Below are 25,143 nucleotides of genomic sequence, written 5' to 3'. Positions count from 1 at the left end.
GGTAGGGCTGTGATCTTCGCCCCACCGGGTGGCGTACCGTGCGTGTTGTTCACGACGAGGAGGCGGAGATGGCACAGCTGGCGTTGATCACGGGCATCGGCGGCAAGGAGCCGAAGGTCGATCCGGAGGCGTTCCTGGCGCCCACGGCTTCGGTGATCGGGGACGTGACGCTGGGGGCGGGGGCGAGTGTCTGGTACGGGGCCGTACTGCGCGGCGACGTCGAGCGGATCTCCGTCGGCGCGAGCAGCAACGTCCAGGACAACTGCACACTCCATGCGGATCCGGGATTCCCGGTCAGTGTCGGGGAACGGGTGTCGATCGGGCACAACGCCGTGGTGCACGGTGCGACGGTCGAGGACGACTGTCTGATCGGGATGGGGGCGACCGTGCTCAACGGGGCGGTGATCGGTGCCGGTTCGCTGGTCGCCGCGCAGGCGCTGGTGCCGCAGGGGATGCGGGTGCCGCCGGGCTCGCTCGTCGCCGGGGTACCTGCGAAGGTTCGGCGGGAGCTCAGCGTGGAGGAGCGGGAGGGGGTCACGCTCAACGGGACGATGTACGCGGAGTTGGCCAAGGCCCACCGCGAGGTGCACGAGTGAGGGAGAGTGCGGGCCGCGGGTGGCCGGTCGCGCCGACACGGCGAAGCCGCATGGCGCCCCTCAGGGGGCGCTGTCGCCGGCCGGAACCAGCTCCGCACCCGACTCCGGCTGCACGACCTGCGCCTTCTTCGCCTTGCGCTTGAGCACCAGCATCGACGTGAGACCGATCAGCACCGCCAGCACCAGTCCCACCCACGAGAACCGCTTCAGCCATGCCTCGGCGACGACGCCGACGTAGTAGATGACCGCGGTGGTGCCGCCGGCCCAGAGGATGCCGCCGAAGACATTGGCGATCAGGAACTTCCAGTACGGCATCCGCAGCACGCCCGCGAGCGGCCCGGCGAAGATGCGCAGCAGGGCGACGAAGCGGCCGAAGAAGACGGCCCACATGCCCCACTTCTCGAAGGACCGCTCGGCGGTCGCGATGTGCGCCTCGCTGAAGTGCCGCGGGAACTTCCCGCCGAGCCAGGCGAGCAGCGGCCGTCCGCCCTTGCGGCCGATGGCGTAGCCGATGGAGTCGCCGATGATCGCGCCGGCGCTGGCGCACGCGCCGAGGATGACGGGATCGATGTCGCCGTGCTGGGAGGCGAGCAGCGCGGAGGAGACCAGGATGATCTCGCCCGGCAGCGGGATGCCCAGGCTCTCCAGGCCGATGACCAGCCCCACCAGCGCGTAGATGCTGACCGCGGGTACGGTCTCGAGCCACTCCTGGACGTGCACCGCCGGTCCTCCGATTTGCGTGCCTTGGTGGAAGCCGCAGACATACGGCGTGCGCCCGTTTCGGGCGCACGCCGCGAAGCCTACCGGGTCCCACCGACACCTCCGCGGCGGATCACCCGAGGGCGGAGGCGACGGACACGGCACGGGACGTGACCGCATCCCGTACACCGGCCACGAGCTCGCGCGCGTCGGGCTCGGCTGCCGACGGCTCGGCGCTGTCGCAGCAGCCGGCCTGGGCCATTCGCGTCTCGTACCGCTCCGGCGGATCCTCGGGTCCCGGCTCGCGCGGGGCCTCGCCATCCGGCGGGCGCTGTTCACCGTGGTCCGACCCCCGCCCCTCGGGATCATCGGCGCCCGGATCGCCGCCCCGCGATTCTCGCTCGGCCCGGCCTTCCGCGTCCCGCTCGGCGTGCCCCTCGCCCTCGCTGCTCTCGCCGCCCTTCTTCGGCATCTCCTCCGCCTCGTCGGGCGCCGCCTCCAGCCGCCATCGCTGCCCCGCGGAGCCGTCCCGGTCGGCGACGACGACTTCCCCGTCCGGACCGGCCGCCAGGAGCTTGCCCTTGCGCCGACGGAGCAGGAGTTCACCGCGCGCCGTCAGGTCGTACTGCACCTGGCCGGAGTGCACCACGCAGTCGGCCGACCCGACCGCCCCCTTGCGGACGTGCGCGTCGAGGCAGAGCGTCGGGTCGGCGACGCTGCGCAGCAGACCGTCGTCCTGGTACGACCACTGCTGCGACGCGGCGGACGAACACACCGCCAGTACCGCCGCGGTCCCGGGCGCGCCCTTCCCGCCGTCGAGGCAGAGGTCGAGGGCGAGGTTGCGCAGCCGTCCCCGGGCGGCCTCGACGGGGCGCGCGGCCGAAGCGGCCGACGGTGTTCCGGCGGAGGGGGCCTCGGACGCCGGGCTCGGCCTCACGGTGCGGCTGCTGGACACGCCCCAGGTGGCGTCCGGACCGTGGGCGACACCGTTGTCGCCGGACCAGCTTCTGGCGACGAGCACCGTCGCGAGCAGTGCGAGGGAGGTCAGGCCGACGCCCACGACCACGGCCATGGAGGGTCTGCGCGACAGGGGTCCGGCCGGGACGGGCCGATGGCGCCCGCCGGTTCTCGGGCGGGCGGTGCCGGGGCGGGCCCGCGGGGGTGTCGGTGGTGCGCTGCGGCCGGGGCGTGAGTCAAGGTAGCGGCGGGCGCCCCAGCCGAGCACGGTTTCGGCGAGGAGCACGTCCAGGCCGCCGTCGAGACGGCTGAGCTGTTCGGCTGCGTGCCGACAGTAGCGGCATGCCGACAGATGCTGTTGCACATCCGGCAGCAGGGCTCCTCCGCGGCGCATGGGGACGTCGAGGAGACGGTTGTAGAAACGGCATTCTCCGGCCGGCGCGAGCTCCCGGTGGGCGCGTACGCAGCCGGCCCGGAATTGCTCGCGTGCCCGCTCCAGAGCAGCCGACGCGGTCAGCGCGTCCACGCCCAGCAGATCGGCCGGTACGGTTATGGGCTCGGCCTCGACCTCGGTGTGCCACAGCAGGCATTGGGAGGCTCCCGGAAGAGCGCGGAAAGCGCGCTCTGCGAGGAGCCGCTTTTCGGGCGTCACAGACCGCGCCGCACGCAGTCCGCGGCCGCCGGTGGGTTTGCGGAGTTCCGGCAGCAGGGCCGCCACATCGTCCTCGGCGGCCCATTCCCGGACGGTCTCCCGCACGGTCGCGAGGAGGTGCGGGCGCAGCGCACCGACCGCCGCTCCACGGCCGAGAACCTGCTGGAACGCGGCGGCGGCCGCCATCGGCGCCGACGCCGCCGAGGAGGCCAGGCAGATGACCGCGTACTCGTACACCGCGCGCCAGTGCCGGGCCAGCAGCAGGGCTGCGGCCCGGGTGCCCGGATCGGGCCCGCCCAGCCGGGCGACGAGATCGCGGTCGGACTCCCCCGGGCGCGAACCGGGTCTGGGCGGGTAGGGGGGACGTGGGGGGTAGGGGGGTTGCACTGGACCATTTCCTTCCAAGCCGCAGGACGCGACGCAATACACGTCCTTCGGAAAGCAGGTGCCTGAATGGTGCGTACTTATGAGCCCGGCCCAGCCTTTTGAGCCTGGCCTTTTACCTTCCCGCGGGGTGCCACACTTTCGCACACGCGTCTCGCAGGAAACAAGGAGTTCGGGTGACGGATGCTCAATCGGCCATGAATTGCCGCGTGTTACCCGAGGTATCCGCACCCGCATTCGAAATCGCCGATACGCCGGGCGTCAACTTGTGTGGGCGCAAAGCGAGTTGATCCACAGAATCTCCAACTCCCCGCCCTGACCAACAGCGCATTCTCATGCACCTCTCGGCGATCCCCCATCTCCGTGCCCCACCACGGGCCGCCCGGGCTCGAGGGCGGCTGCACCTCGAACCGGCGGGCCGCCGACCTGAGCGCGCGGGCGCACGGAAAGGGCCCCGCCGCAGTGACGGGGCCCGCGCGACCGCTCGGACTCAGCTGTTGGGACGAAGGGTCCAGACGACGGTCATCTCTGTCGTGACGGCGCCGTCCTCGCGCTGGATGGCAACGGCCACCGGGAACTCGGGGCGCTTGCCCTCGTCGAGTTCGGCGACCACCTCGGCGACGGGGCGGCCGAGGGTCGCGGTGGCCGTGACGGGACCCAGCGCGATCTTCTTGAACGCGATCTCGGCATGCACCGGCAGCGGTACCGCACGCGAGAGCTGGTCCCCGAACGCGGCCAGGACGATCGCGCCGCTGGCCGACTCACCGAGGGTGAACATGGCCCCCGCGTGCGGCCCACCGACGTGGTTGCGGTACTCGCTCTGGTCCGGCAGCGCCAGCACGGCCTTCTCCGGAGTGGTCTCCAGGTACTCGAGGTTCAGGGTCCGAACCATCGGCACCGTGGCGGCGAGCAACTCGCCGATCGACATCTGGTCTGCGCTCATGGCCGCATGTTACCCACGGGTAGCCTCGGCTGGCCAGATGCAGGTGGTGACGGGCGTATCGCGGTGGCCCATGTGGCAGGAGAGCAGGCGTGTCGGGCGGCCTGACCGTAGGGAGCCGCTCCGACTCCCTTTTCGCTACGTCCCTGACAAGGGGCAGTGACCGAATCGTGTCCACAGCGGCACTAGGGTTACCGCTCATGTGGCCAGGACAGCAGCCGCCCGGGGGCGAACAGAACCCGCAAGGGCAGAACAACCCGTATCAGCAGCCGGGATACCAGCAGCCGAATCCCTATCAGCAGCCCGGCTTCCAGCAGCCCAACCCCTATGCGCAGCAACCGCAGTGGGGCACACCCGCGCCGGCGGGGGCCCCGCAGCCGCAGCCGGGCGGCGGGGGCGACGGCAACCGGACGAAGCTGGTCGCGATCGTGGCGGCCACCGCCGTGGTGGTGACCGCCGGCGTCACCGGCTTCCTGGTGCTCGGCGGCGACAAGGACGACACGGCGGACGGCGGCACCAAGAAGAAGACGAGCCCGTCACCGTCGGCGCCCGCCGACCCGAGCGGCTCCGCGTCCGGCTCGGACGACAACCCGCGCGGCACCGAGACGGAGAAGCCGACGATCGACGGCTGGAAGGTGGTCGTCAACCCGAAGCGGGGCGTCGCCTTCGACGTACCGGCGGACTGGGAGGTCGAGTCGCCGGGCGTGAGCATCGGCTTCGAGGACGAGAAGTCGGAGGACGCCAAGCCACTCGCCATCATGTCGGCGCCCGCGTACTACAAGTCGAAGTGGTGCACGACCGACGAGAACAAGGACGGCCGGACCGAGGACACGGCGCTGGCCGCGGTGGGCTCCAAGGGCGCGGACGGCGCCAAGAACACCGACGAGGTCGCCGTGAACACGGTGGCCTGGTGGGTCTACGGCGGCTACACGCAGCCCGACAAGAAGAGCCTCACGTTCGACGAGAAGGCCAAGCCCTACACCACCACCTCGGGCATCGAGGGCAGCATCGCCTGGGCCCAGTCGACGAACACGCCCCAGAAGGGCAAGTGCGCCAGCGACGGCAAGGCGGTCACCTTCGGCTTCAAGAACTCGGCCGGCGACTTCGTTTCGTGGAACTTCTACGGCGCCAAGGGCGTCGACGAAGAGGTCCCCAAGGCGACCATCATGAAGATCCTCAGCACGGTGCGGCTGCACGGGGAACCGACCGGGGGCTGACGAGCGGGACGACCGGGAATCGGGTTGGCAAGCCGGGGGTCGGCCGGTGATAGTCGGCCGGTGACTTCTGCCCCCACCGCCCACCGCCGCCCCGCCTGGGCGGGCCGCAATTACACATTGCTCACCGCCGCCGCGGTGATCACCAGCCTGGGCAGCCAGGGTGCCCTGATCGCGGCGGCGTTCGCCGTCCTGGAGACGGGCGGTGACGGCGGGGACGTCGGCCTCGTGGCCTTCGCGCGGACCCTGCCACTGGTGCTCTTCCTGCTGATCGGCGGTGCGGTCGCGGACCGCCTGCCCCGGCACCGGGTCATGGTCGCGGCCAACACGCTCAACTGCCTCTCCCAGGCGGCCTTCGCGGCGCTCGTCCTCGCCGACGAGGCGCAGCTGTGGCAGATGATGCTGCTGTCCGCCCTGGGCGGCACCGGGCAGGCGTTCTTCAGCCCGGCGGCCGAGGGGATGCTGCTGTCCTCTGTCACCAGTGAACAGGCGGGCCGGGCCTTCGCGCTGTTCCGCATGGCGTCGACGGGAGCGTCCCTGAGCGGCGCCGCCCTGGGCGGGGCGCTGGTCGCCGTGATCGGGCCCGGCTGGGTGCTGGCGGTGGACGCGGCCGCGTTCGCGCTCGCCGGCGGGCTGCGTGCGTTCCTGGACGTGAGCCACATCCCGCCGCGTGCACCGGGCTCGGGCCTGCTGGCCGATCTCCGGGAGGGCTGGCGAGAGTTCACCGCCCGGTCGTGGCTGTGGGCCATCGTGGTCCAGTTCTCTCTGGTGAACGCCGTCATCGTGGCCGCTGACGCGGTCTACGGCCCCCAGGTGGCCCGGGACCACCTCGGCGGAGCGGGTCCCTGGGGCCTGGCGCTTGCCCTGTACGGAGCCGGCAACGCCGTCGGCGCGCTGCTGATGACCCGTTGGAAGCCCCGCCGGCTGCTCCTCGTGGGCACGCTCTGCGTCTTCCCCTTCGCCCTGCCGTCCGCCGCCCTGGCCGTACCGACCCCGATCGCCGTGCTGTGCGCGGCGATGTTCGTGAGCGGTCTGTCGATCGAGGTGTTCGGCGTCTCCTGGATGACGGCGCTGCACCAGGAGATCCCCGAGGACAAGCTCTCCCGTGTCTCCGCCTACGACTGGTTCGGTTCGGTGTCGATGGTGCCGCTCGCGACGGCGCTGGCGGGCCCGGCCGAGGCGGCCGTCGGGCGTTCGGCGGCCCTGTGGGGGTGTGCGGGGCTGACCGTGGTGGCCACGGCTGCGGTGCTGTGCGTACGCGACGTACGGAACCTCACCCTGCGCTCCAAGTCGGTGACCAATGGACCGGCCGAGATCGGACCCGCTTCATCCGATACCGAAGGCTCCGCCGGGCGGCTCGGGTGACGGTACGGCGTCCTCGTCCCGGACCGGCCGGGCCGCGCCGATGAACTCCCGCAGCCCGGCCCCGTACTCGACACGGGCCGGGAAGGCGTCGGCGGCGGTACGCCGGGCCAGGGCGCCGGTGTCCAGCGGGCGGTGTGCCGCGAGCAGCACCGCGTTGCCGAAGCGCCGGCCGCGCAGCACGGCCGGTTCGGCGATCAGCGCGAGCTCCCCGAACACCGAGGCGAAGGTGGCCAGTTGGGAGCGCAGGAAGGCGAAGGGCGTCGCGTCGGCCAGGTTGGCGAGGTAGACGCCGCCGGGGCGCAGCACCCGCTCGGCCTCGCAGGCGTAGGCGACGGACGTCAGGTGGGCCGGTACGCGTGAGCCGCCGAAGACGTCGGCGACCACAATGTCCGCGCAGTCCGTCGGGGCGGCGGCCAGCCAGGCGCGGGCGTCCGCAGCGTGCAGCGTGATGCCGGCGTCGGCGGGGAGCGGCAGGTGCTCCACGACCAGCTCCAGGAGCCCTCGGTCGGCCTCGACGACGTCCTGTCGGGAGCCGGGCCGGGTAGCGGCCACGTACCGGGGCAGCGTGAGCGCACCCCCACCGAGGTGCAGCACGTCCAATGGGCGCCCCGGCTCCGCGACCGTGTCCAGGACGTGCCCGAGCCGCCGCGCGTACTCGAACTCCAGATGCGTCGGCTCGTCCAGGTCGACGTACGACTGCGGCGCCCCGTCGACCGTGAGCAGCCAGGCCCGCTTCCGGTCGATGTCGGGCATCAGCTTGGCGGTCCCCTGATCGACGTCCCGGATCACGGGTATGGGCTCGTTCACGGATCCATTGTGACGGGACGGCGGGATTCGGCCGCCGCGCGGCCATGAGGTGGGCCCCGACGCCGGAGCACCGACGTGACCGGGGCCCGCCTCCGTTCGAGAGGCGGGCCCCTGCGTGCGTCAGCCGACGGCCGTCACCGTCCCCGCGCCGACCGTGCGGCCGCCCTCGCGGATGGCGAAGCCGAGCCCGGGCTCCAGCGGCACCTCGCGGCCCAGCTCGACCGTCATGGTGACGGTGTCGCCGGGGCGGGCGACCGCCGTCTCGCCGAGGTCGATGTCGCCGACCACATCGGCGGTGCGGATGTAGAACTGCGGCCGGTAGCCCGTCGACACCGGCGTCGCACGGCCGCCCTCGCGCGCCGACAGCACGTACACCTGGGCCGAGAAGCGGCGGCTGGGCGCCACACTGCCGGGCGCTGCCACGATGTGGCCGCGCCGCACCGCGTCCCGCGGCACTCCGCGCAGCAGCAGCGCCACGTTGTCCCCGGCCTGCGCCTCCTCCATCGGCTTGCCGAAGGTCTCCAGGCCGGTGACGACGGACTCCAGCCCGGCGCCGAGCACCTCGACCCGGTCGCCGACCCGGACCGTGCCGCGCTCGACGGCGCCCGTGACGACCGTGCCGCGGCCGGTGATGGTGAGCACGTTCTCCACCGGCAGCAGGAACGGCGCGTCCAGGTACCGCTCGGGCATCGGCACATAGGTGTCCACCGCGTCGAGCAGCGCCTCGATGGACGCCGTCCAGCGCGGGTCCCCCTCGAGGGCCTTCAGTCCGGAGACCCGTACGACGGGGACGGCGTCGCCGCCGTAGCCGTGCTCGGTGAGCAGGTCGCGGACCTCCAGCTCGACCAGGTCGGTCAGCTCCTCGTCACCGGCGTCGGCCTTGTTGAGGGCGACGACGATGTGGTCGACTCCCACCTGTCGGGCGAGCAGCACGTGTTCGGCCGTCTGCGGCATGATCCCGTCGAGTGCGGAGACGACGAGGATCGCCCCGTCGAGCTGCGCGGCGCCGGTCACCATGTTCTTGACGTAGTCGGCGTGGCCCGGCATGTCCACGTGCGCGTAGTGCCGGGTGTCGGTCTCGTACTCGACGTGCGCGATGTTGATGGTGATGCCGCGCGCCGCCTCCTCCGGGGCCCGGTCGATGCGGTCGAACGGCACGAAGGTGCCGGTGCCGCGCTCGGCGAGGACCTTGGTGATGGCGGCGGTGAGCGTGGTCTTGCCGTGGTCGACGTGGCCCATCGTGCCGATGTTGAGATGCGGTTTGGTGCGGACGTACGCCGTCTTGGGCATGGCGGTACCTCGAAGTCTCTGCGGAATGCTGAGTGATGGACCCGACGGAGCGCGTGGGCGAGCGGCCGGGACGGGGACCCCAGGAGACTTGCCGACCCTCCCCCTGCGGGGTCCGCCGGACGATCCGGGGAGGGTCAGCTTCGGGCGCCGTCGACGGTTGCCGTGACGATCAGGACGGCAGCCTTCGGGGCATCCGCTGCGGCGGATGCGGCGAGAACGAAGGCGTACCGGAACATGACGCAGATCATTGCCGACGGTTCGCCCCGCGTCGAATGGTTTTTCCCGCTGCTGCGGAGTCGGGCCCTCTCGCCCCGGCGTTCACGCCCCGATGTTCTTCAGCGCCTCCCGCACCGACAGCGGCGCGAACCGTCCGCCCTCGCGCGCGAGGAAGGCCCATACGGCCTCGGGGTCGGTCTTGGCGTACTCGCGCAGACACCAGCCGATGGCTTTGCGGACGAAGAAGTCGGGGTGGCCGGACTGGCGCAGGCAGTAGGTGAAGAGGCGTTCGGTGTCGGTGCGTTCCCTGTAGCGCAGCTGGTGGAGCAGGGCCGTGCGGGCGACCCACAGGTCGTCGTCCACGATCCAGGCGTCCATGTCACGCTTCAGCCCCGGGTCGGAGGCCACCAGGGCGCCCACCACGTGGGCGGCGATCAGGTCCACGGTGTCCCACCAGGAGACGGTGGTGACGAGCTGCCGGGCCACCGACAGGAAGGCGGACGAGCAGCGTCCCACGTGGCGGCGCAGATAGTCGACGGCGAAGTAGTGGTACTCGCGCTCCGGGAGCTGCCAGCAGCGCTGGGCGACGGCGGTGCAGTCGGCCTCGTCGGGGCGGGCCGTGCCGGCCACGACAGTGCGGGACAGGGCGCGGCGCACGGGCGTGGTCAGGCCGAGGAACGGCGCCACGTCCTTCATGTACGCGCGCATGGGCCCGGCACGCTCGGGGTCGGCGGCTGCGGCGTACGTCACAGTCAGCCGTTCCAGCAGCGTGTCTGCGAGCACGCTGCGCGGGACACCCACCGTTCCCGTACCTGTGACGCCCATGAGACGAACCATACGGCGATCACACATATTTGTCGGTTAGTGTCACCGGATGCTCGATGCCACCACCCGCTCCGGGGGCACCGCCACGGCCGCTTCCCAGGCCGCCATCAAGGCCTCTCCCCAGGCCACCACAACTGTCCCGGAACTCGCGGCCGCAGTCCCCGGCGCCGGCGCCGTCCCCGTCCGGCTCGGTCTCACCGCGCGCTGCGTGCGAGCCCTGCTCTCGCCCTGGTCCCGGTTCTCGCTGCTCGTCGCGCTGCTCGTGGGAGCCGCTTCGGCGGTGCTGCTCTTCGAGCCGCAGCGGCTGCTCGCGCACGGCTGGCCGCCACAGCTGGGCGGTGTGGCCGCGGCGCTCGTGTTCGCGGTGGCGTACGGACTGGTCACCGTGGCGTTCGTGCCGCGGCCGCTGCTGAGCCTGGCGGCGGGTGCGCTGTTCGGCTCGCAGCTGGGCATCGCGACGGCGGTCGCGGGTTCGGTGCTCGGCGCGGGGATCGCCTTCGGGCTCGGCCGGGTGCTGGGCCAGGACGCGCTGCGCCCGCTGCTGCGGGGCAGGGTACTGACCACTGTCGACGGGCAGTTCAGCCGGCACGGGTTCCGTTCGATACTGGCGGTGCGGCTGTTCCCGGGCGTGCCTTTCTGGGCGGCGAACTACTGCGCCGCCGTGTCCCGCATGGGCTGGCTGCCGTTCCTGCTCGCGACGGCGCTCGGGACGCTCCCGAACACCGCCGCGTACGTCGTCGCCGGCGCCCGTGCCTCCACGCCGACGTCGCCCGTCTTTCTCATCGCGATGGCCTGCATCGCCGTACCGGGCCTGGCGGCCGCGGTGGTGGCCTGGCGCAAGCGTCACCACCTGCGGGGGCGCTGACCGCCGGTCACACGGCTTGCAGGATCATCGCGTTGGCGAGGCCGCCCGCCTCGCACATCGTCTGCAGGGCGTAGCGGGCGCCACGCTCGCGCATGGCGTGCACGAGGGTGGTGGTCAGCCGGGTGCCGCTCGCGCCGAGCGGGTGACCGATGGCGATCGCACCGCCGTGCACGTTGACCTTGGCGAGGTCGGCGCCGGTCTCCTGCTGCCAGGCCAGAACGACGCTGGAGAAGGCCTCGTTGACCTCGAACAGGTCGATGTCGTCCAGGGTCAGGGAGGCCCTGCGCAGCACCTTCTCCGTCGCCGGGATGACGCCGGTGAGCATCAGCAGCGGGTCGGAGCCGGTGACGGCGAAGCTGTGCAGCCGGGCGAGGGGGCGCAGGCCGAGGCGGGCCGCGGTCTCGCTCGAGGTGATGAGGACGGCGGAGGCGCCGTCGTTGATGGGGCTGGCGTTGCCCGCGGTGACGTTCCACTCGATCTGCGGGAAGCGCTCGGCGAACCCGGAGTCGTAGTAGGCGGGCTTGAGGCCGGCCAGGATCTCCGGGCTGCTGCCCGGACGCACGCACTCGTCGCGCGCGACGCCCTCCAGGGGTGCGACCTCGGCGTCGAAGAGGCCGCCCGCCCAGGCCGCGGCGGCCTTCTGGTGCGAGGAGACGGCGAAGGCGTCCATCTGCTCGCGCGTGATGGACCACTTGGCGGCGATGAGCTCGGCGCTGATGCCCTGCGGAACCAGGCCCTCCGGGTAGCGCTCGGCGACGCCGGGCCCGAAAGGATCCTTGCCGGCCGGGACGTTCGACCACATCGGCACACGGCTCATCGACTCGACGCCGCAGGCGACCACGAGGTCGTACGCGCCCGACATGACGCCCTGCGCCGCGAAGTGCACGGCCTGCTGGGACGAACCGCACTGGCGGTCCACCGTGGTCGCCGGGACCGTCTCGGGGAAGCCGGCCGAGAGCACGGCGTACCGCGTGGTGTTCATGGCCTGTTCGCCGACCTGGTCGACGGTGCCGCCGATGACGTCGTCGATGAGCGCCGGGTCGACGCCGGAGCGCTCGACGAGGGTGCGCAGGGTGTGGGCGAGGAGTTCGACGGGGTGGACGTGGGCGAGCGAGCCGTTCGGCTTGCCCTTGCCCACGGGGGTGCGTACGGCTTCGACGATGACTGCGTCACGCATGGTGCGGGCCTCCTTGGCCGCCGGGACGATCACTGCAGCGATCAACGGCCCGACCGAACACCGATCGACCGGCCGGCGACCGGCTCGCTACTAGTGAGTAGGAAATCCAAACTCACCATAGCCCAGCAGGTTGGAAAATCAAACCCTCCCATATGCTGGGCTCCATGGCCGCCACCAAAGACCCGCGCCCCTGCTCGATCGCCGACGCCCTGGCACTGGTCGGCGAGAAGTACTCCCTGCTCGTCCTGAGAGAGGTGTGCCTGGGCAACGGGCGCTTCGACCAGCTCGTGCGCAACATCGGCGCCCCGCGCGACATCCTGGCGACGCGGCTGCGCCGCCTGGTGGACGCCGGAATCCTCACGAAGCGCGCCTACAACGAACGCCCGCAGCGCTTCGAGTACCGGCCCACCCAAGCAGGGCTCGAACTGGAGCCGGTCCTGCTGACCCTCATGGAGTGGGGCAACCGCCACCTGCGCAGCGAGGACGACCGCCCCATGGTGATGGAGCACGTCTGCGGCAACGAACTGGTCCCCGTGGTCACCTGCCGGGCCTGCGGCGACCCGGTGGCCCACGAGGACCTGACGCCCCACCCGCAGGCCCCCGGCTGGACGGTGACGGGGCCTGCGGCGGCGTGAACGGCGGCTAGCCGGCGGGATACACCTCGAGCCGCCCGCACATCCCGAACTTCCCGCGCGCCGAGGGCTGTTCCGCCCGTACGACGGCCCCGGCAAGGTGGGACACGTCCCCGCGTTCGAGCCGATCGAGCTGCTCCCCGGTCGCCGAGGCGGCCGCCTGGGCACCGCGGCGCCAGCGCTCACGCCACTCGGCGAGCCGGGGCCGGACCAGCGCGGCCGCGGCGCTGTGGAACTCGGCCAGGGCCTGCGGCCCCTCGGCCCGCAGCACCTGGTAGCCCTCGAGGGCGAGGTCACGCCGCGCGCGGGCGATGCGCTCCTGCTCCGCCACGGGCGCGTCGGCCGGGATCACCGTCGCGGCGGCGTACGTCTCCGGATCGGCGAGGTACTTCGGCGGCAGGGTCAGCACCGCGTCCCCCGCCTCCGGCAGCCCGCTGTTCTGCATCAGGACGGTGATGCGAAGATCGGCGTCGTTGACGAGGCGGTGGATCGTGCCGGGCGTGAACCACGCCACCGTGCCGGGCGCGAGCGGCGTGACCTCGTACCCGGACGTCGTGAGCGTCTGCACGGCACCCCGGCCGGCGGTGACGACGTACGCCTCCGAACACGTCAGATGCATATGGGGAGTTCCGCCGCACACCCCGTCCGCCGCCGGCCAGTCGTAGACGGACAGATGGGAGACGGCGACCCCGCCCGGGAGCCCGGTGAAGGCTCCGGGCGGTCCGGCGGACTCAGTGCTGCTCACCATGGATGCGCCTCCAGGTACTTGGCGGTCTCCTCCCGTTCCCAGGCTCCGTCGGCGACGACGACCCGGTAGCGGCGGGCGAGGGTGTCGCCGGGTGCCAGTTCCAGTTCCTCGTGGAAGGCCCAGGAGGGGGCGACGGCGGCGAACGGCTCGTTGCGGACGAACCAGTGCGCGGGGTGGGTGCCCCGGGCTCCGGTGTGGTCGTTCTCCGGGGCGTGCGCGAACACGAGCGTCGCGTGCCCGTCGAGGCCGTCGTGCTCCCCCGAGTACGCCAGCCAGGGGGCCTGCTCCCCCATCAGCTCCGGCCCCTCACTGTCGGGCCCGAGGACGCGCCCGTCCCGGAAGGCCCTCGGTCCCCGCCAGAACAGGCCCGTGTAGCCGGCCATCTCGCGGCCCGCCGTGGTCGGGCTGCCGAACAGCAGCGGCTCGTCCCGCCGGTTGGTGATGACGCTGGTCCAGGTCAGTGCCCACGAGCCGGCCGCCGGGTCCACGTCGTGCACCTCGATCCGGCGCTCCTCGTCGGCCCACAGCTCCCCGGTGTACGGGTGCCAGGTGAGCCGCTCGGCGATCACCGCGCGGGAACCGTCCGAGGTGACCTCGTCGAAGCCGACGTGCGCCATCGAGCCGACGCGTTCCGGAAGCGCGAGATATCCCTCGCCGTGAACATATGTGTTGCCACCCCACAGGTTCTGGCCGGAGAGATGGGAGGCCGTCATCTGCAGGCCCTTGTGCCACCGGTGGTCGTTGGGCCGGTAGTCCGTGACGACGGCGCCCGCCAGGGTCCGGATCGGGTGCAGATACGGCTTCGGGGCCTCCCAGGCCGACTCGGGCCGGTAGACGTAGCTGAAGAGTTCGACGCCGGTGGTGGGTTCGGTGACCGTGATCCGGTCGCCGTGCACGTGGACGATCTGCAGGCCGGTCATGCGGGCACCTCCTGGCTCGGGGCGGATTCGGGCACGACGGGTGCCCAGCCGGGGGCGCCCCCGTGCAGCGCCGTGTAGTACGGGTCGCCGGGGCCGATCTCACCTCGCCGCACCGTCGTGTCCGTGAACGCCGACTTGTACAGCGCGGTGATCAGCTCCAGGCTCTTGCGGCCGTCCGGCCCGCTGCTGCGCGGCCGCTCGCCCGCGCGCATGCTCGCGACCAGCTCGCGCAGCTGCGCCAGATGTGAGCTGGGCACGTCGGCGCCGAAGTCCTGCCAGGCCATGGCGTCCGCCTCCGGCACGTCCGACGCCGGGGTGATGCGCCAGTCGGCGTTGGCGTGGCCGTACAGGTGGGTGAGTTCGACGGTGGCATGCTCGCAGTCGACGCGGATGCGGCTCACCTCGTCGGGGCTGAGGACGCTGTTCACGACGGTCGCCATGGTGCCGTTCTCGAAGCGGACCAGGGCCGTCGAGACGTCCTCGGTCTCCACGTCGTGCACCAGCCGGCCGGCCATCGCGCGCACCTCGCTCCACGGCCCGAGCAGATCGAGCAGCAGATCCATCTGGTGGATCCCGTGTCCCATGGCGGGGCCGCCGCCCTCCGTATGCCAGCGGCCGCGCCAGGGGACGGCGTAGTAGGCGGCGTCGCGGTACCAGGTGGTCTGGCAGTGCGCCACCAACGGCCGGCCCATGGCCTGCTCGGCGAGCAGCCGGCGTACGTGCCGGGCGCCGGAGCCGAACCGGTGCTGGAAGACGATCGAGGCGTACGGCCCGCCGCTCTGCCCCTCCGCCGCCTCTACGGCGTCGAAGTCGGCGAGCGTGGGCACCGGCGGCTTCTCGCACCACACCCAGGCACCGGAGCGCAGTGCGGTGATGGTCTGCTCGCGGTGCAGCGTCGGCGGCGTGCAGATCGTGACCAGGTCGGGCTGCTGTTCCCGCAGCATCAGCTCCAGGTCGGTGTACGCGTGCGGGATCCCGCCTGTCGCGCAGAACTCCCGGACCGCGGCGGCGTCGATGTCGACCGCCGCGACGACCTCCGTCTCGCCCTCCTCGGCGAGCCGGGCCAGTGCGGGCAGATGGCAGCCGCGGGCGATGCCGCCCGTGCCGATGACGGCGGTTCTGACGGGGCGGTCGGAGAGCGGGGCGGAGGGGGATCGGGAGGCCTGGGGATCGTCTGTCGCGGATGTCTCGGACGCCGTGGGTGTCGCGGATGTCACACGTGTCACCGGTGTCGCGGGCGTGGGCATGGACCTGATCAGCACTCCTCCGGGGTTCCTGGGCATGTAGCAAGCGCTTTCCCCACCGCAACGTAGGCCCGCCGCCGCAACCGGTCAACACCCCGAACCGATCACTGTCGATCACCCCGCAAGCCCCTGTGCCGGGCCCGATCCCGCGGGACGCTACCCTTCCCCTCGACACAACCGATCACCGCGCGCGGAGACTCGGTGTGTCCGTCGTCCGTTCCACGATCGGCACTTGGACTCCGTAACTTCATGTCTTGGTTCGAATCACTCATCCTCGGACTCGTCCAGGGGCTGACCGAATTCCTCCCCGTGTCCTCCAGCGCGCACCTGCGCCTGACCGCGGCCTTCTCCGGCTGGGAGGACCCGGGCGCCGCCTTCACGGCGATCACGCAGATCGGCACGGAGACCGCCGTCCTGATCTACTTCCGCCAGGACATCGGACGCATCGTCTCCGCCTGGTTCCGATCCCTGTACGACAAGGCGTGGCGCAGTGACCACGACGCGCAGATGGGCTGGCTGGTGATCGTCGGCTCGATCCCGATCGGGCTGCTCGGTGTCACGTTCAAGGACCAGATCGAAGGACCGTTCCGAGATCTGCGGATCACCGCGACGATGCTGATCGTGGTCGGCGTGATCATCGGCATCGCCGACCGGATGGCGGCCCGCGACGAGAGCGGGGGCCGGCACCGGGCGCCGAGCCAGCGCAAGGAACTGAAGGACCTGGGCGTCAAGGACGGCCTGATCTTCGGCCTCTGCCAGGCCATGGCCCTCATCCCCGGCGTCTCCCGCTCCGGTGCCACCATCAGCGGCGGCCTCTTCATGGGCTACCGGCGCGAGGCCGCGGCCCGCTACTCGTTCCTGCTCGCGATTCCCGCGGTGCTCGCCTCGGGCCTGTTCGAACTGAACGACGCGATGGAGACCGGCCATGTGTCGTGGGGGCCGACGATCTTCGCGACGGTGATCGCCTTCGGCTCCGGGTACGCGGTCATCGCCTGGTTCATGAAGTTCATCTCGACCAAGAGCTTCATGCCGTTCGTCTGGTACCGCATAGCGCTCGGCATCGTGATCGTCGCGCTGGTGACGATGGGCGTCCTGAGCCCCCACGCGGCGGAGTCGGCGGGCTGACACGCCGGGGTGGTGACCAAGCCCATACGGGATGAGTAGCCGCCCGGTAGCGCAGTGTCAGTGCTTGCCCCTAGGCTTGCTCGCATGTCCCCTGAGTCCATGGCCCCTGGTTCCGTGCGGTCTGCTGCCGAGGTGAACGAGCAGATCCGTGAGCTGTGGCTGCGTGCGGGCGGCACGCTGTCGGCTCAGGAACGGGCGGAGTACGAACTGTTGGTGGTCGAGTGGGCCGCGGCCATCCGCGGCGAGGTCATCGAGGCGGCCTGAGGCAACGGCGTGGAACATCTCACCGACGTGCCACCGCGACGCGGTCTCGTCGTCTTCCTCAACGGCACGTCCAGTTCGGGCAAGTCGAGCATCGCGGCCGAGTTGTTGCGGATCCTCGACGAACCGTACTTCCACATGCCGGTCGACGCCTTCCACGCGATGCGGTCCCGCACCCCCGTCCCGCCGGACCAGCTCGACACGATGTTGCACCGGACCTGGCAGGGCTACCACCGCGCGGTCGCCGGAATGGCCGCCGCCGGCAACAACGTCGTCATGGACCACATCCTCAGCGCGCAGTGGCGGCTCCGGGACTGCCTGTCGCTGTTCGTACCGCAGGACGTGGTCCTCGTCGGCGTGCACTGCCCCCTGGACGAGCTGGAGCGACGAGAGCGTGAGCGCGGGAACCGGCCCGTCGGACTCGCCGCCCGCCAGCTGAAGCAGGTCCACGCCCACGGCGTCTACGACATCGAGTGCGACACCAGCGTCTCCGACCCCCTCGAATGCGCCCGCCGCATCAGGGACTTCCTGCCTGCCAGACCCACCCCCACCGCCTTCCAGCGCCTGCGCGCGGGCAACTGACGACGCTCACCGCCCGACACCCGCAACACCGCCCCCGTCGCACAGGAGGCGTCCACGACCACCGAATATCACGGCATGCCCTCTTGGCGCGGCCCGCCCCGTGCCCAACACTGAGCCGATGACGCAGCGCGTGGAGCTCGCGGCCGTGATGGACCGGCTCGCCGTCGACGGACTGATCACCGACTACGCCGTGGCAGTGGACGACGGCGACTGGGAGGCGTACCGAAATCTGTTCACACCGGACGGACGGGCGGACTACCGCTCGGCCGGTGGTATCGAAGGCGACGCCCGCCAGGTGGCCGCGTGGCTCGCCGAGAGCATGCGGCTGTTCTCGATGCGGCAGCACCTGATCGTCAACCGCCGGATGCGATTCGACGTTCTGGAGCGGGACACCGGCGACACGGCACGGGTCCAGGCCGACTACGTCAATCCGATGCGTTTCGCCGGCGAGGGCTCCGCGGAGCCCGACTTCGTGTGCGGCGGCCGGTACGCCTTCGGGCTGCTGCGGACCGACGACGGCTGGCGGCTGCGCGAGGTGATCGTCCAGGAGAAGTGGCGGCGACTGCCCGAGAGGGCCGAAGTACCCGTGATCAACTGAGCCGACGCCCTCTGTACCGAGATCGTCGGCAGCGCGCACACTGGAGCCACGGGTAGGGAGGCGCCGTATGAAGACGTTGGGCCGCTGGCTCGCCTCCCCGTGGCGGCGTTCCGCGGTCGCCGTGGCGGCGGGTGCCCTGCCCATGCTCGCCTTTCCCGCCCCGTCCCTGTGGTGGTTCGCCTCCGTCGCCCTGGTCCCGTGGATCCTGCTCGCCCGCACCGCGCCGACCGGGCGGCGGGCGCTGTACGACGGCTGGTGCGGCGGCTTCGGCTTCATGCTGGCCGTGCACCACTGGCTGCTGCCGAACCTGCATGTGTTCACGTTCGTCATCGCGGCGCTGCTCGGCGCGCTCTGGGCGCCCTGGGGGTGGCTGGTGCGGCGGTTCCTCTCCGGAGTGCCGGCGCCGGGCCGGATCGCGGCCGCCCTGCTCGTCCTGCCCTCGGGCTGGCTGGTGGTGGAGCTGGTCCGTTCCTGGCAGGGACTGGGCGGGCCGTGGGGCATGCTGGGTGCCAGCCAGTGGCAGCTGGAACCGGCGCTGCGGCTGGCGTCGGCGGGCGGGGTGTGGCTGCTCAGCTTCCTGCTGGTGGTCGTCAACGTCGCCGTCGCCGTCCTCGTCGCGGTGCGCAGGTCGCGGGTGCCCGCGGTGGCCGGTCTGCTCGCCACGGCGGCGGTCGGCTCGGCGGCGTGGATGTGGTCGCCGCGCCCCGAGGTCGACGGCCATGTCCGGGTGGCGGTCGTGCAGCCGGGGGTCGTGGGCGGCCCCGACCGCCGGTTCGACCGCGAGGAGCAGCTGACCCGACAGCTCGCCGGGCAGGACGTCGACCTGATCGTCTGGGGCGAGAGCAGTGTCGGCTTCGACCTCGGCGCCCGCCCCGACCTGGCGCAACGCATCGCGGCACTGTCACGCGAGACCGCGGCGCCGATCCTGGTCAACGTCGACGCGCGGCGCTCGGACCGGCCCGGCATCTACAAGAGCTCGATCCTGATCGGCCCCGACGGCCTGACCGGCGAACGCTACGACAAAATGCGGTTGGTCCCCTTCGGCGAGTACGTCCCGGCCCGCTCGCTGCTCGGCTGGGCGACGTCCGTCGGCGAGGCGGCGCGCGAGGACCGCAGGCGGGGCACCACGCAGGTGGTGATGGACGTGGGCGACGGGCTGCGGATCGGCCCGATGGTCTGCTTCGAGTCGGCGTTCCCCGACATGAGCCGTCACCTGGCCGAGGACGGCGCGGACATACTCGTCGCCCAGTCGGCGACGTCCACGTTCCAGCAGAGCTGGGCGCCCGCGCAGCACGCCTCGCTCGCCGCCCTGCGCGCCGCGGAGTCCGGCCGCCCGATGGTGCACGCGACGCTGACCGGCGTCTCCGCCGTCCACGGACCGGAAGGGCAGCGGATCGGCCCTTGGCTCGGTACGGACGCGAGCACCACGCAGGTCTACGAGGTGCCGCTGGCCGACGGTGTCACGCCGTACGTCCGCTTCGGCGACTGGCCGGTGTACGGGGCCGTGCTGGTGCTCGCCGCCCTCGGCCTCAGCGAGGCGGCGCGACGGGCCCGGCGGCCGCGCCCGCGCGCTCCAGGACCGCGTGTACCACCTGCTCGCACAGCTCGTGAGTCGCCAGCGCGTCCCGGGCGCTGAGCAGCCGGCCCGCGCGCACGGCGTCCAGGAAGGCCAGCACCGCCTGCTCGATACCGCGCTGCCGGGCCACCGGCACCCAGTCCCCGCGCCGTCGCACCGTCGGCTGCCCCTTGTGGTCGATCACCTCGGAGAGGTTGAGCACCTGCCGCTTGGTGTCCTGCCCGGAGACCTCCAGGATCTCCTCATTGGAGCCGCTGAGCCGGTTCATGACACCCAGCGCGGTGAAGCCGTCGCCGGCCAGTTGCAGCACCACGTGGTGGACCAGCCCGTGCTCGGTCCGGGCCCGCACCGTCACGTCGTCGATCTGGCCCGGCACCAGGAAGCGCAGTGTGTCGACGACGTGGATGAAGTCGTCGAGGACCATCGTGCGCGGCTCCTCCGGGAGCCCGATCCGGTTCTTCTGCATCAGGATGAGCTCGCGCGGATGCTCGGCGCACTGCGCGTACGCCGGCGCGTGCCGCCGGTTGAAGCCGACGGCGAGGCTCGCACTCCGCTCCTCGGCGAGCGCCACGAGCCGTTGGGAGTCGGCGAGTTCGTACGCCAGCGGCTTGTCGACGTACGTCGGTACGCCCGCCTGGAGCAGCTGGGTGACGATCTCGGGGTGTGCGTCGGTCGGCGCGTGCACGAAGGCGGCGTCGAGGCCCTGGGCGAGGAGGTCGTCGAGGGTGGTGTGCCGCCGGCCCTGCGGCAGGTGGAGGCTGTCGGCGACTCGGGCGAGGGTCGCCGGAGTGCGGGTCTGCAGGTGCAGGTCGACTCCGGGCTGGACGGCGAGCACCGGCAGATAGGCCTTCTGCGCGATGTCGCCGAGTCCGATGCAGCCGACCTTCACTGGTTCTCCTCCACCGCCTGCCTGCGCCTGTTCCGACGGAAGCATACGGCTGCTGCGGCGGCCGCCGGTCGGCGATGCCGCCGAAGCTGCGCAGGAAGAGCGCCGGTCCCGCCTGCGACAGGGCGGCCACAGCGGCATTGCGTACGGGGCCGCTCGTGAAACTCCTCGAAGAACCGGCGGAGTTGGGACAGGATGCGCATATGACGACCGAGCGCCGTGAGCCTGCCCAGAACGCCGACGAACGCACCATGCTGGAGGGATGGCTGGAGTACCACCGGCAGACCCTCGCCCTGAAGTGCGAGGGTCTGAGCGATGCCCAGCTCAGGACCGCGTCCGTGGAGCCGTCCGAGCTGTCCCTGATGGGGCTCGTGCGGCACCTGGCGGAGTGCGAGCGAGGCTGGTTCCGCAAGGTGCTGATGGGCGACGACCCGGGGCCGATCTACTACACCGAGGAGGACCGCGACGGCGAGTTCCACCTCACCGAGGCGGACACCTGGTGAGGAGGCGTACGCCACCTGGCAGGCCGAGATCGAGATCGCCCGGCGCAACGCGGCCGGCTTCGCCCTGGACGACCTGTCCAAGGGCCGCAGCAGGTTCACCGACGAACCCTTCAGCCTGCGCTGGATCTACACGCACATGATCGAGGAGTACGCGCGCCACAACGGCCACGCCGATCTGATCCGCGAACGCATCGACGGCGCCACCGGCGACTGATGTCACCCTCGCCGGGCCCGCGCCCTTCGTACGAGGGCGGGGGTCACCCGTCCGGAGCAACCTGCGCTCGTCCGCTGGGCCCGAGGGGCCCGGAAGCAGCAGAGTTGCGCGGGTGCATCGAACGACGACCACCGCAACGCTCCTGGTCACCGTGGCTGTCTCGGCCCTGGCCGGCTGTACGAGGGTCCAGGGCCCGCCTGTGGCCGGGCCGCCGACGGCGCCGTCCCAGCCGTCGCCGGCCGGCCCGGACGGCCGGACCGAGCCGCAGATCGTGCAGGCGCCGGCCCGTGAGGCGCTGGAGCTCATCGGCCCGTCCCGCCGACCGCAGCCCTCGGCACCCGCGACGCCGAGCCGTACGGCGGTCTCCACCCCGCCGCCGGTCCACCAGCCGCGGACGCCCCGCCCGCAACCGAGCCGACAGTCCCGACCGGAGCGTTCGGAGCCCTGGCAGTCGCCGTCTCCGGTCATCCGGCTCCCGGACGTGTCGGACACGCTCCGGGACACCACGAATGTGTGCGCCCTCGGCAGGAACTACGGCGGCTGGCGGCCGGACAGCGCCGAGGCGGTGATCTGCGAGCGGACGTACGGCCGTTGACAGATCACACCGCAGCTGCGCGCGGTCGTGCCGCGGGGCAGGGCGCCGACAGAGCCGCTGCCTGGGCGGCGGAGGCGCTAAGGCCGCTGCCTGGGTGGCCCCCACGTCGCCCCGCCGGCCGCCCCGTCCTCGCCCAGTCGTAGCGCCAGCCGTCCGATCGCCGCGCGCACTCCCTCCCCGTAGCTGTCGTCGCCGAGGGCGTCGGCCGCGCCGCGGGCCCGGTGCAGATGGGTGCGGGCGGCCTCGGAGCGGCCGAGCTTGACGTAGTCGGCGGCGAGATTGAGGTGCAGGGAGGGGTAGAGGGCTCGGACGGCGGTGGCGCCCTCGTGAGCGGCGAGCCGGTCGTCCGTGAGCTCCTCGGCGGCCGTCAACGCCCGTAGGTCCCAGGCCAGTTCGTCCGAGGGGTCGTCCTGGGTGTCGGCCATGTAGTGCGCCAGCGTGCACCGGTGCAGCGGGTCGCCGTCCACGCCGATCTCCGCCCAGAGTTGCAGGAAGCGGTGCCGGGCCTCCTCGCGGTCGCCCGCGTGATGCAGCATGACGACCTGCCCGATCCGCGTCATCACGGCATCCGGCGCCGTCTGCTCCTGTCGCTCCGCCACCGCACTCTCCCAGCACTCACCGACGTCCGATCCGTCCCGACGCTAGCGGCAGCCACCGGCAATCACGGCGAGGCGGGGCCGACCCACAGGATCGGCCCCGCCCGGACCTCCGAGGTCAGCCCAGGTCGCCCAGGTTCGGAATGCGCCAGTCGACCGGCTCGTGCCCCTGCGCGGAGATCGCCTCGTTGATCTGCGTGAACGGGCGGGAGCCGAAGAACTTCTTGGCCGACAGCGGCGAGGGGTGTGCACCCTTCACCACCACGTGCCGGCTCTCGTCGATCAGCGGGAGCTTCTTCTGCGCGTAGTTCCCCCAGAGCACGAAGACCGCCGGGTCGGGCCGCTCGGCCACCGCGCGGATCACCGCGTCGGTGAACTTCTCCCAGCCCTTGCCCTTGTGCGAGTTGGCCTCGCCGGCGCGGACGGTGAGCACCGCGTTGAGCAGCAGCACACCCTGCCGGGCCCAGGGCATCAGATAGCCGTTGTCCGGGACCGGCAGGCCGAGCTCTTCGTGCATCTCCTTGTAGATGTTGCGCAGCGAGGGCGGGGTCTTCACCCCGGGACGCACCGAGAAGCACAGGCCGTGGCCCTGGCCCTCACCGTGGTACGGATCCTGGCCGAGGATCAGGACCTTCACCTGCTCGTACGGCGTGGCGTCGAGCGCGGCGAAGACCTCCTCGCGCGGAGGGTAGACGGGACCCTTCGCCCGCTCCTCCTCGACGAACTCCGTCAGCTCCTTGAAGTAGGGCTTGTGCAGTTCGTCGCCCAGGACCCCGCGCCAGGACTCGGGCAGCATGGCGATGTCGGTCACGTCAACTTCCTTACGGTGTGCGGTCGCTTCCAGAGCACAGAACCTACCGGCGACCACTGACAATCGACGCGGCGGAGGACTCACCAGCTGGTCTTGCGGTACAATTCCCACACCATCATGATCGTCGACGGGTCCAACGCGCGCTCCCCGCCGGAGATCTCCCCGCTCGCGGCGACATACTGCTTACCCTGCCACAACGGCAGCAGGCGCGCGTCGTCGACGAGGATCTCCTGGGCCTCCTCGAATTCCCGCTCCACCTGGGCGCGGTCGCTCTCCTGGCGGGAGCGGGGCAGCAGCACCTTGGTGATCTCGGGCGCGGGGTACGGCGTGCCGAGGGCGTTCTCCTCGCCGACGAAGGGCGCGATGTAGTTGTCGGCGTCGGGGAAGTCGGGGAACCAGCCGCGGCCGAACACCGGGTACTCGCCCTTCTGGTAGCCCTCGACGTACGTCTTCCAGGGCCGGCTCTTGAGGGTGATCTCGAACAGGCCCGAGGCCTCCAGCTGCCGCTTCAGCTCCTTGAACAGAACGGCGGTCTCGGAGCCGTAGCGGTCGGTGGTGTACCAGAGGGTGAGCGGGACGGGCTCGGTGATGCCGGCCTCGGTGAGGATCGTGCGGGCCTTGTCCGGGTCGGGGTCGCCGTAGTTGTCGAAGAAACCCGTGGTGTGGCCGGTCAGGCCCTTGGGGACCATCGAGTACAGGGGGTCGACGGTGTCCTTGTAGATCCTGTGGGCGATGGTCGGCCGGTCGACGACCTGGGCGATGGCCTTGCGTACCGCAACGTTGCCGGCCCACTCGTCCTTCGGGTTGAACACCAGGTAGCTGATGTCGGTGCCGGCGCCCTCGACCAGTTGCAGCGTGTCGGAGTCCTCGCCCTCCAGGGCGACGATGTCGTCGGCGGCGAGGCCGCGGTAGGTCACGTCGATGCGCTGCTCCCGCAGGGCCTTGACCATGGCGCCGGAGTCCTGGAAGTAGCGGATGGTCACCGCGTCGTTTCTGCGCTCGGCGAAGCCCTTGTAGCTGTCGTTCCGGACGAGTTCGGCCTGACTGCCCTCGTCGTACGCCTCGAGCGTGTACGGCCCGGACCCGGTGACTCCGCCGTCCTCGCGCAGGGAGTCGGCGGGGTAGTCGTCGGGGTCGACGATGGACATGGCCGGGGTGGCGAGCACGAACGGGAAGGTGGCGTCGGTGGTCTTCAGGTGGAAGACCACCTCGCGGTCGCCCAGCGCCTGCACCCGGTCCAGGCTGCCCAGCAGCCCGGCGGGCCCGCCCGGCACGTTGATGGCGGTGATCCGGTCGATCGAGTGCTTGACGGCCTGCGCGTCGATCGCGCCGCCGTCGGAGAACGTCAGGCCCTCCCGCAGCTCGCAGCGGTACGCGCGGTTGGTGCCGTCGGTGAACGCACAGCTCTCGGCGGCGTCGGGCTGGGGCGTGGTGGCGCCGTTGGGGTAGCTCAGCAGCGTCTGGTAGACGTTGCGGAACAGCTCCCAGGAGCCGTCCCAGGAAGCGGCCGGATCCAGTGTGCTGGGGGCGCTGGTGGTCCCCACCACGATCGGCCCGTCGTCACCGGTCTCGCCGCCCGAGAACAGGCTGCATCCGGCCACCAGGGATATGGATGCGATCACGGCCAACTGCCGCAGGCCTCGGTTCCGGTTGAACACGCGCACGCTCCTCGATCTGCCATACCAAGGGTCGGCAGACCCTATCGCAGTGCTCGGCCGGCTGAACCGCAGTTACGCGAGGTACTTGATCGGCATCGTGATGACGACGTTGTCATCGCCCTGTGGAGTGCCTGTACATGGACAGGGGCGCCGTTTCCGTCAACGGATCCACGTCCCGCCGACGGAGCCGACGCCCCTGTGTGTCCT

At 71.4% G+C, this 25,143-nt stretch carries 25 protein-coding genes and 1 pseudogene; 12 read left to right on the top strand and 14 right to left on the bottom strand.

The features are described from left to right. The first annotated feature begins 68 nt into the window (after nt 1-68). On the top strand, nt 69-596 hold the full coding sequence (locus tag ACKTSN_RS39110; protein WP_409475028.1) for a gamma carbonic anhydrase family protein: 528 nt from the start codon (nt 69-71) through the stop codon (nt 594-596). A 60-nt stretch (nt 597-656) separates the two neighbouring features. On the opposite strand, the gene ACKTSN_RS39105 is transcribed toward ACKTSN_RS39110, so the two are convergent. From ACKTSN_RS39105 to ACKTSN_RS39095, 3 genes are all read right to left on the bottom strand, one after another. Next, nucleotides 657-1,316 carry a DedA family protein gene (locus tag ACKTSN_RS39105; protein ID WP_409473394.1) on the bottom strand — a complete coding sequence of 220 codons (660 nt, stop codon included), beginning with the start codon at nt 1,314-1,316 and terminating at the stop codon, nt 657-659. 112 nt (nt 1,317-1,428) lie between these two features. Next, nucleotides 1,429-3,291 carry a ricin-type beta-trefoil lectin domain protein gene (locus ACKTSN_RS39100; RefSeq protein WP_409473393.1) on the bottom strand — a complete coding sequence of 621 codons (1,863 nt, stop codon included), beginning with the start codon at nt 3,289-3,291 and terminating at the stop codon, nt 1,429-1,431. A gap of 487 nt (nt 3,292-3,778) precedes the next feature. Further along, nucleotides 3,779-4,216, bottom strand: coding sequence for a DUF4442 domain-containing protein (locus tag ACKTSN_RS39095; RefSeq protein WP_409475027.1), 438 nt, complete (start codon nt 4,214-4,216; stop codon nt 3,779-3,781). Between the two features lie 212 nt (nt 4,217-4,428). On the opposite strand from ACKTSN_RS39095, the gene ACKTSN_RS39090 reads away from it, so the two are divergent. Continuing rightward, nucleotides 4,429-5,445 carry a hypothetical protein gene (locus ACKTSN_RS39090; RefSeq protein ID WP_409473392.1) on the top strand — a complete coding sequence of 339 codons (1,017 nt, stop codon included), beginning with the start codon at nt 4,429-4,431 and terminating at the stop codon, nt 5,443-5,445. A gap of 60 nt (nt 5,446-5,505) precedes the next feature. Next, complete coding sequence (locus tag ACKTSN_RS39085) at nt 5,506-6,807, top strand: MFS transporter (RefSeq protein ID WP_409473391.1); 1,302 nt, start codon at nt 5,506-5,508, stop codon at nt 6,805-6,807. On the opposite strand, the gene ACKTSN_RS39080 is transcribed toward ACKTSN_RS39085, so the two are convergent. The 3 genes from ACKTSN_RS39080 to ACKTSN_RS39070 form a co-directional block, all read right to left on the bottom strand. Beyond that, entirely contained in the window at nt 6,769-7,614 is an 846-nt protein-coding gene (locus ACKTSN_RS39080; RefSeq protein ID WP_409473390.1) for a spermidine synthase, read from the bottom strand. The genes ACKTSN_RS39085 and ACKTSN_RS39080 overlap by 39 nt on opposite strands. A 120-nt stretch (nt 7,615-7,734) precedes the next feature. Then, nucleotides 7,735-8,904: an elongation factor Tu gene (gene tuf, locus ACKTSN_RS39075; RefSeq protein WP_224736970.1), complete on the bottom strand. Its 1,170-nt coding sequence runs from the start codon at nt 8,902-8,904 to the stop codon at nt 7,735-7,737. 318 nt (nt 8,905-9,222) lie between these two features. Further along, nucleotides 9,223-9,945: a DNA alkylation repair protein gene (locus ACKTSN_RS39070; RefSeq protein ID WP_409473389.1), complete on the bottom strand. Its 723-nt coding sequence runs from the start codon at nt 9,943-9,945 to the stop codon at nt 9,223-9,225. 49 nt (nt 9,946-9,994) lie between these two features. On the opposite strand from ACKTSN_RS39070, the gene ACKTSN_RS39065 reads away from it, so the two are divergent. Continuing rightward, entirely contained in the window at nt 9,995-10,810 is an 816-nt protein-coding gene (locus ACKTSN_RS39065) for a TVP38/TMEM64 family protein (protein ID WP_409473388.1), read from the top strand. Nucleotides 10,811-10,817: 7 nt separating this feature from the next. Here ACKTSN_RS39065 and ACKTSN_RS39060 read toward each other — a convergent pair whose 3' ends face one another. Then, nucleotides 10,818-11,987 (bottom strand): thiolase family protein, encoded by a 1,170-nt coding sequence (locus ACKTSN_RS39060; protein WP_409473387.1) that lies wholly within the window; start codon nt 11,985-11,987, stop codon nt 10,818-10,820. 164 nt (nt 11,988-12,151) lie between these two features. Between ACKTSN_RS39060 and ACKTSN_RS39055 the strand changes: the two genes are divergently transcribed. Continuing rightward, on the top strand, nt 12,152-12,622 hold the full coding sequence (locus tag ACKTSN_RS39055; protein WP_129796678.1) for a winged helix-turn-helix transcriptional regulator: 471 nt from the start codon (nt 12,152-12,154) through the stop codon (nt 12,620-12,622). Nucleotides 12,623-12,629: 7 nt separating this feature from the next. Here ACKTSN_RS39055 and ACKTSN_RS39050 read toward each other — a convergent pair whose 3' ends face one another. The 3 genes from ACKTSN_RS39050 to ACKTSN_RS39040 are packed head-to-tail and all read right to left on the bottom strand — an operon-like array spanning nt 12,630 to nt 15,504. Beyond that, a complete protein-coding gene (locus tag ACKTSN_RS39050) occupies nt 12,630-13,367 on the bottom strand; it encodes a cupin domain-containing protein (RefSeq protein ID WP_409473386.1) in 738 nt (245 codons plus the stop codon). Then, complete coding sequence (locus tag ACKTSN_RS39045) at nt 13,361-14,287, bottom strand: PmoA family protein (RefSeq protein ID WP_409473385.1); 927 nt, start codon at nt 14,285-14,287, stop codon at nt 13,361-13,363. Before ACKTSN_RS39045 ends, ACKTSN_RS39050 begins: the two co-directional genes overlap by 7 nt. Further along, on the bottom strand, nt 14,284-15,504 hold the full coding sequence (locus ACKTSN_RS39040) for a Gfo/Idh/MocA family protein (protein WP_409473384.1): 1,221 nt from the start codon (nt 15,502-15,504) through the stop codon (nt 14,284-14,286). The genes ACKTSN_RS39045 and ACKTSN_RS39040 overlap by 4 nt, the downstream gene beginning before the upstream one ends. A 276-nt stretch (nt 15,505-15,780) precedes the next feature. Here ACKTSN_RS39040 and ACKTSN_RS39035 point away from each other — a divergent pair, with 276 nt between their 5' ends. From ACKTSN_RS39035 to lnt, 5 genes are all read left to right on the top strand, one after another. Beyond that, a complete protein-coding gene (locus ACKTSN_RS39035) occupies nt 15,781-16,656 on the top strand; it encodes an undecaprenyl-diphosphate phosphatase (protein ID WP_409473383.1) in 876 nt (291 codons plus the stop codon). 84 nt (nt 16,657-16,740) lie between these two features. After that, on the top strand, nt 16,741-16,920 hold the full coding sequence (locus ACKTSN_RS39030) for a hypothetical protein (RefSeq protein ID WP_409473382.1): 180 nt from the start codon (nt 16,741-16,743) through the stop codon (nt 16,918-16,920). Between the two features lie 9 nt (nt 16,921-16,929). Beyond that, a complete protein-coding gene (locus ACKTSN_RS39025; RefSeq protein WP_409473381.1) occupies nt 16,930-17,499 on the top strand; it encodes a chloramphenicol phosphotransferase CPT family protein in 570 nt (189 codons plus the stop codon). Between the two features lie 118 nt (nt 17,500-17,617). After that, on the top strand, nt 17,618-18,097 hold the full coding sequence (locus tag ACKTSN_RS39020; RefSeq protein ID WP_409473380.1) for a nuclear transport factor 2 family protein: 480 nt from the start codon (nt 17,618-17,620) through the stop codon (nt 18,095-18,097). A 67-nt stretch (nt 18,098-18,164) separates the two neighbouring features. Further along, complete coding sequence (gene lnt / locus ACKTSN_RS39015) at nt 18,165-19,733, top strand: apolipoprotein N-acyltransferase (RefSeq protein WP_409473379.1); 1,569 nt, start codon at nt 18,165-18,167, stop codon at nt 19,731-19,733. Here lnt and ACKTSN_RS39010 read toward each other — a convergent pair. Next, nucleotides 19,627-20,562 (bottom strand): Gfo/Idh/MocA family protein, encoded by a 936-nt coding sequence (locus tag ACKTSN_RS39010; RefSeq protein ID WP_409473378.1) that lies wholly within the window; start codon nt 20,560-20,562, stop codon nt 19,627-19,629. The genes lnt and ACKTSN_RS39010 overlap by 107 nt on opposite strands. Before the next feature lie 200 nt (nt 20,563-20,762). On the opposite strand from ACKTSN_RS39010, the pseudogene ACKTSN_RS39005 reads away from it, so the two are divergent. Together ACKTSN_RS39005 and ACKTSN_RS39000 are read left to right on the top strand one after the other, a co-directional pair. Continuing rightward, a pseudogene (locus ACKTSN_RS39005) lies at nt 20,763-21,276 on the top strand (DinB family protein). A gap of 112 nt (nt 21,277-21,388) precedes the next feature. Continuing rightward, on the top strand, nt 21,389-21,871 hold the full coding sequence (locus ACKTSN_RS39000) for a hypothetical protein (RefSeq protein WP_409473377.1): 483 nt from the start codon (nt 21,389-21,391) through the stop codon (nt 21,869-21,871). A 77-nt stretch (nt 21,872-21,948) separates the two neighbouring features. Here the strand turns inward: ACKTSN_RS39000 and ACKTSN_RS38995 are convergent, their stop codons facing one another. The 3 genes from ACKTSN_RS38995 to ACKTSN_RS38985 form a co-directional block, all read right to left on the bottom strand. Further along, nucleotides 21,949-22,470: a hypothetical protein gene (locus tag ACKTSN_RS38995; protein WP_409473376.1), complete on the bottom strand. Its 522-nt coding sequence runs from the start codon at nt 22,468-22,470 to the stop codon at nt 21,949-21,951. Nucleotides 22,471-22,585: 115 nt separating this feature from the next. Further along, nucleotides 22,586-23,278: a uracil-DNA glycosylase gene (locus ACKTSN_RS38990; protein WP_409473375.1), complete on the bottom strand. Its 693-nt coding sequence runs from the start codon at nt 23,276-23,278 to the stop codon at nt 22,586-22,588. 80 nt (nt 23,279-23,358) lie between these two features. Next, entirely contained in the window at nt 23,359-24,942 is a 1,584-nt protein-coding gene (locus ACKTSN_RS38985) for an ABC transporter substrate-binding protein (protein ID WP_409473374.1), read from the bottom strand. Nucleotides 24,943-25,143: the final 201 nt, after the last annotated feature.

Origin of the sequence: Streptomyces flavusporus, from assembly GCF_046267975.1 — a bacterium.
In the GTDB taxonomy this organism is placed as follows: Bacteria; Actinomycetota; Actinomycetes; order Streptomycetales; family Streptomycetaceae; genus Streptomyces; species Streptomyces flavusporus.
This window is presented reverse-complemented; position numbering and strand designations above follow the sequence as displayed.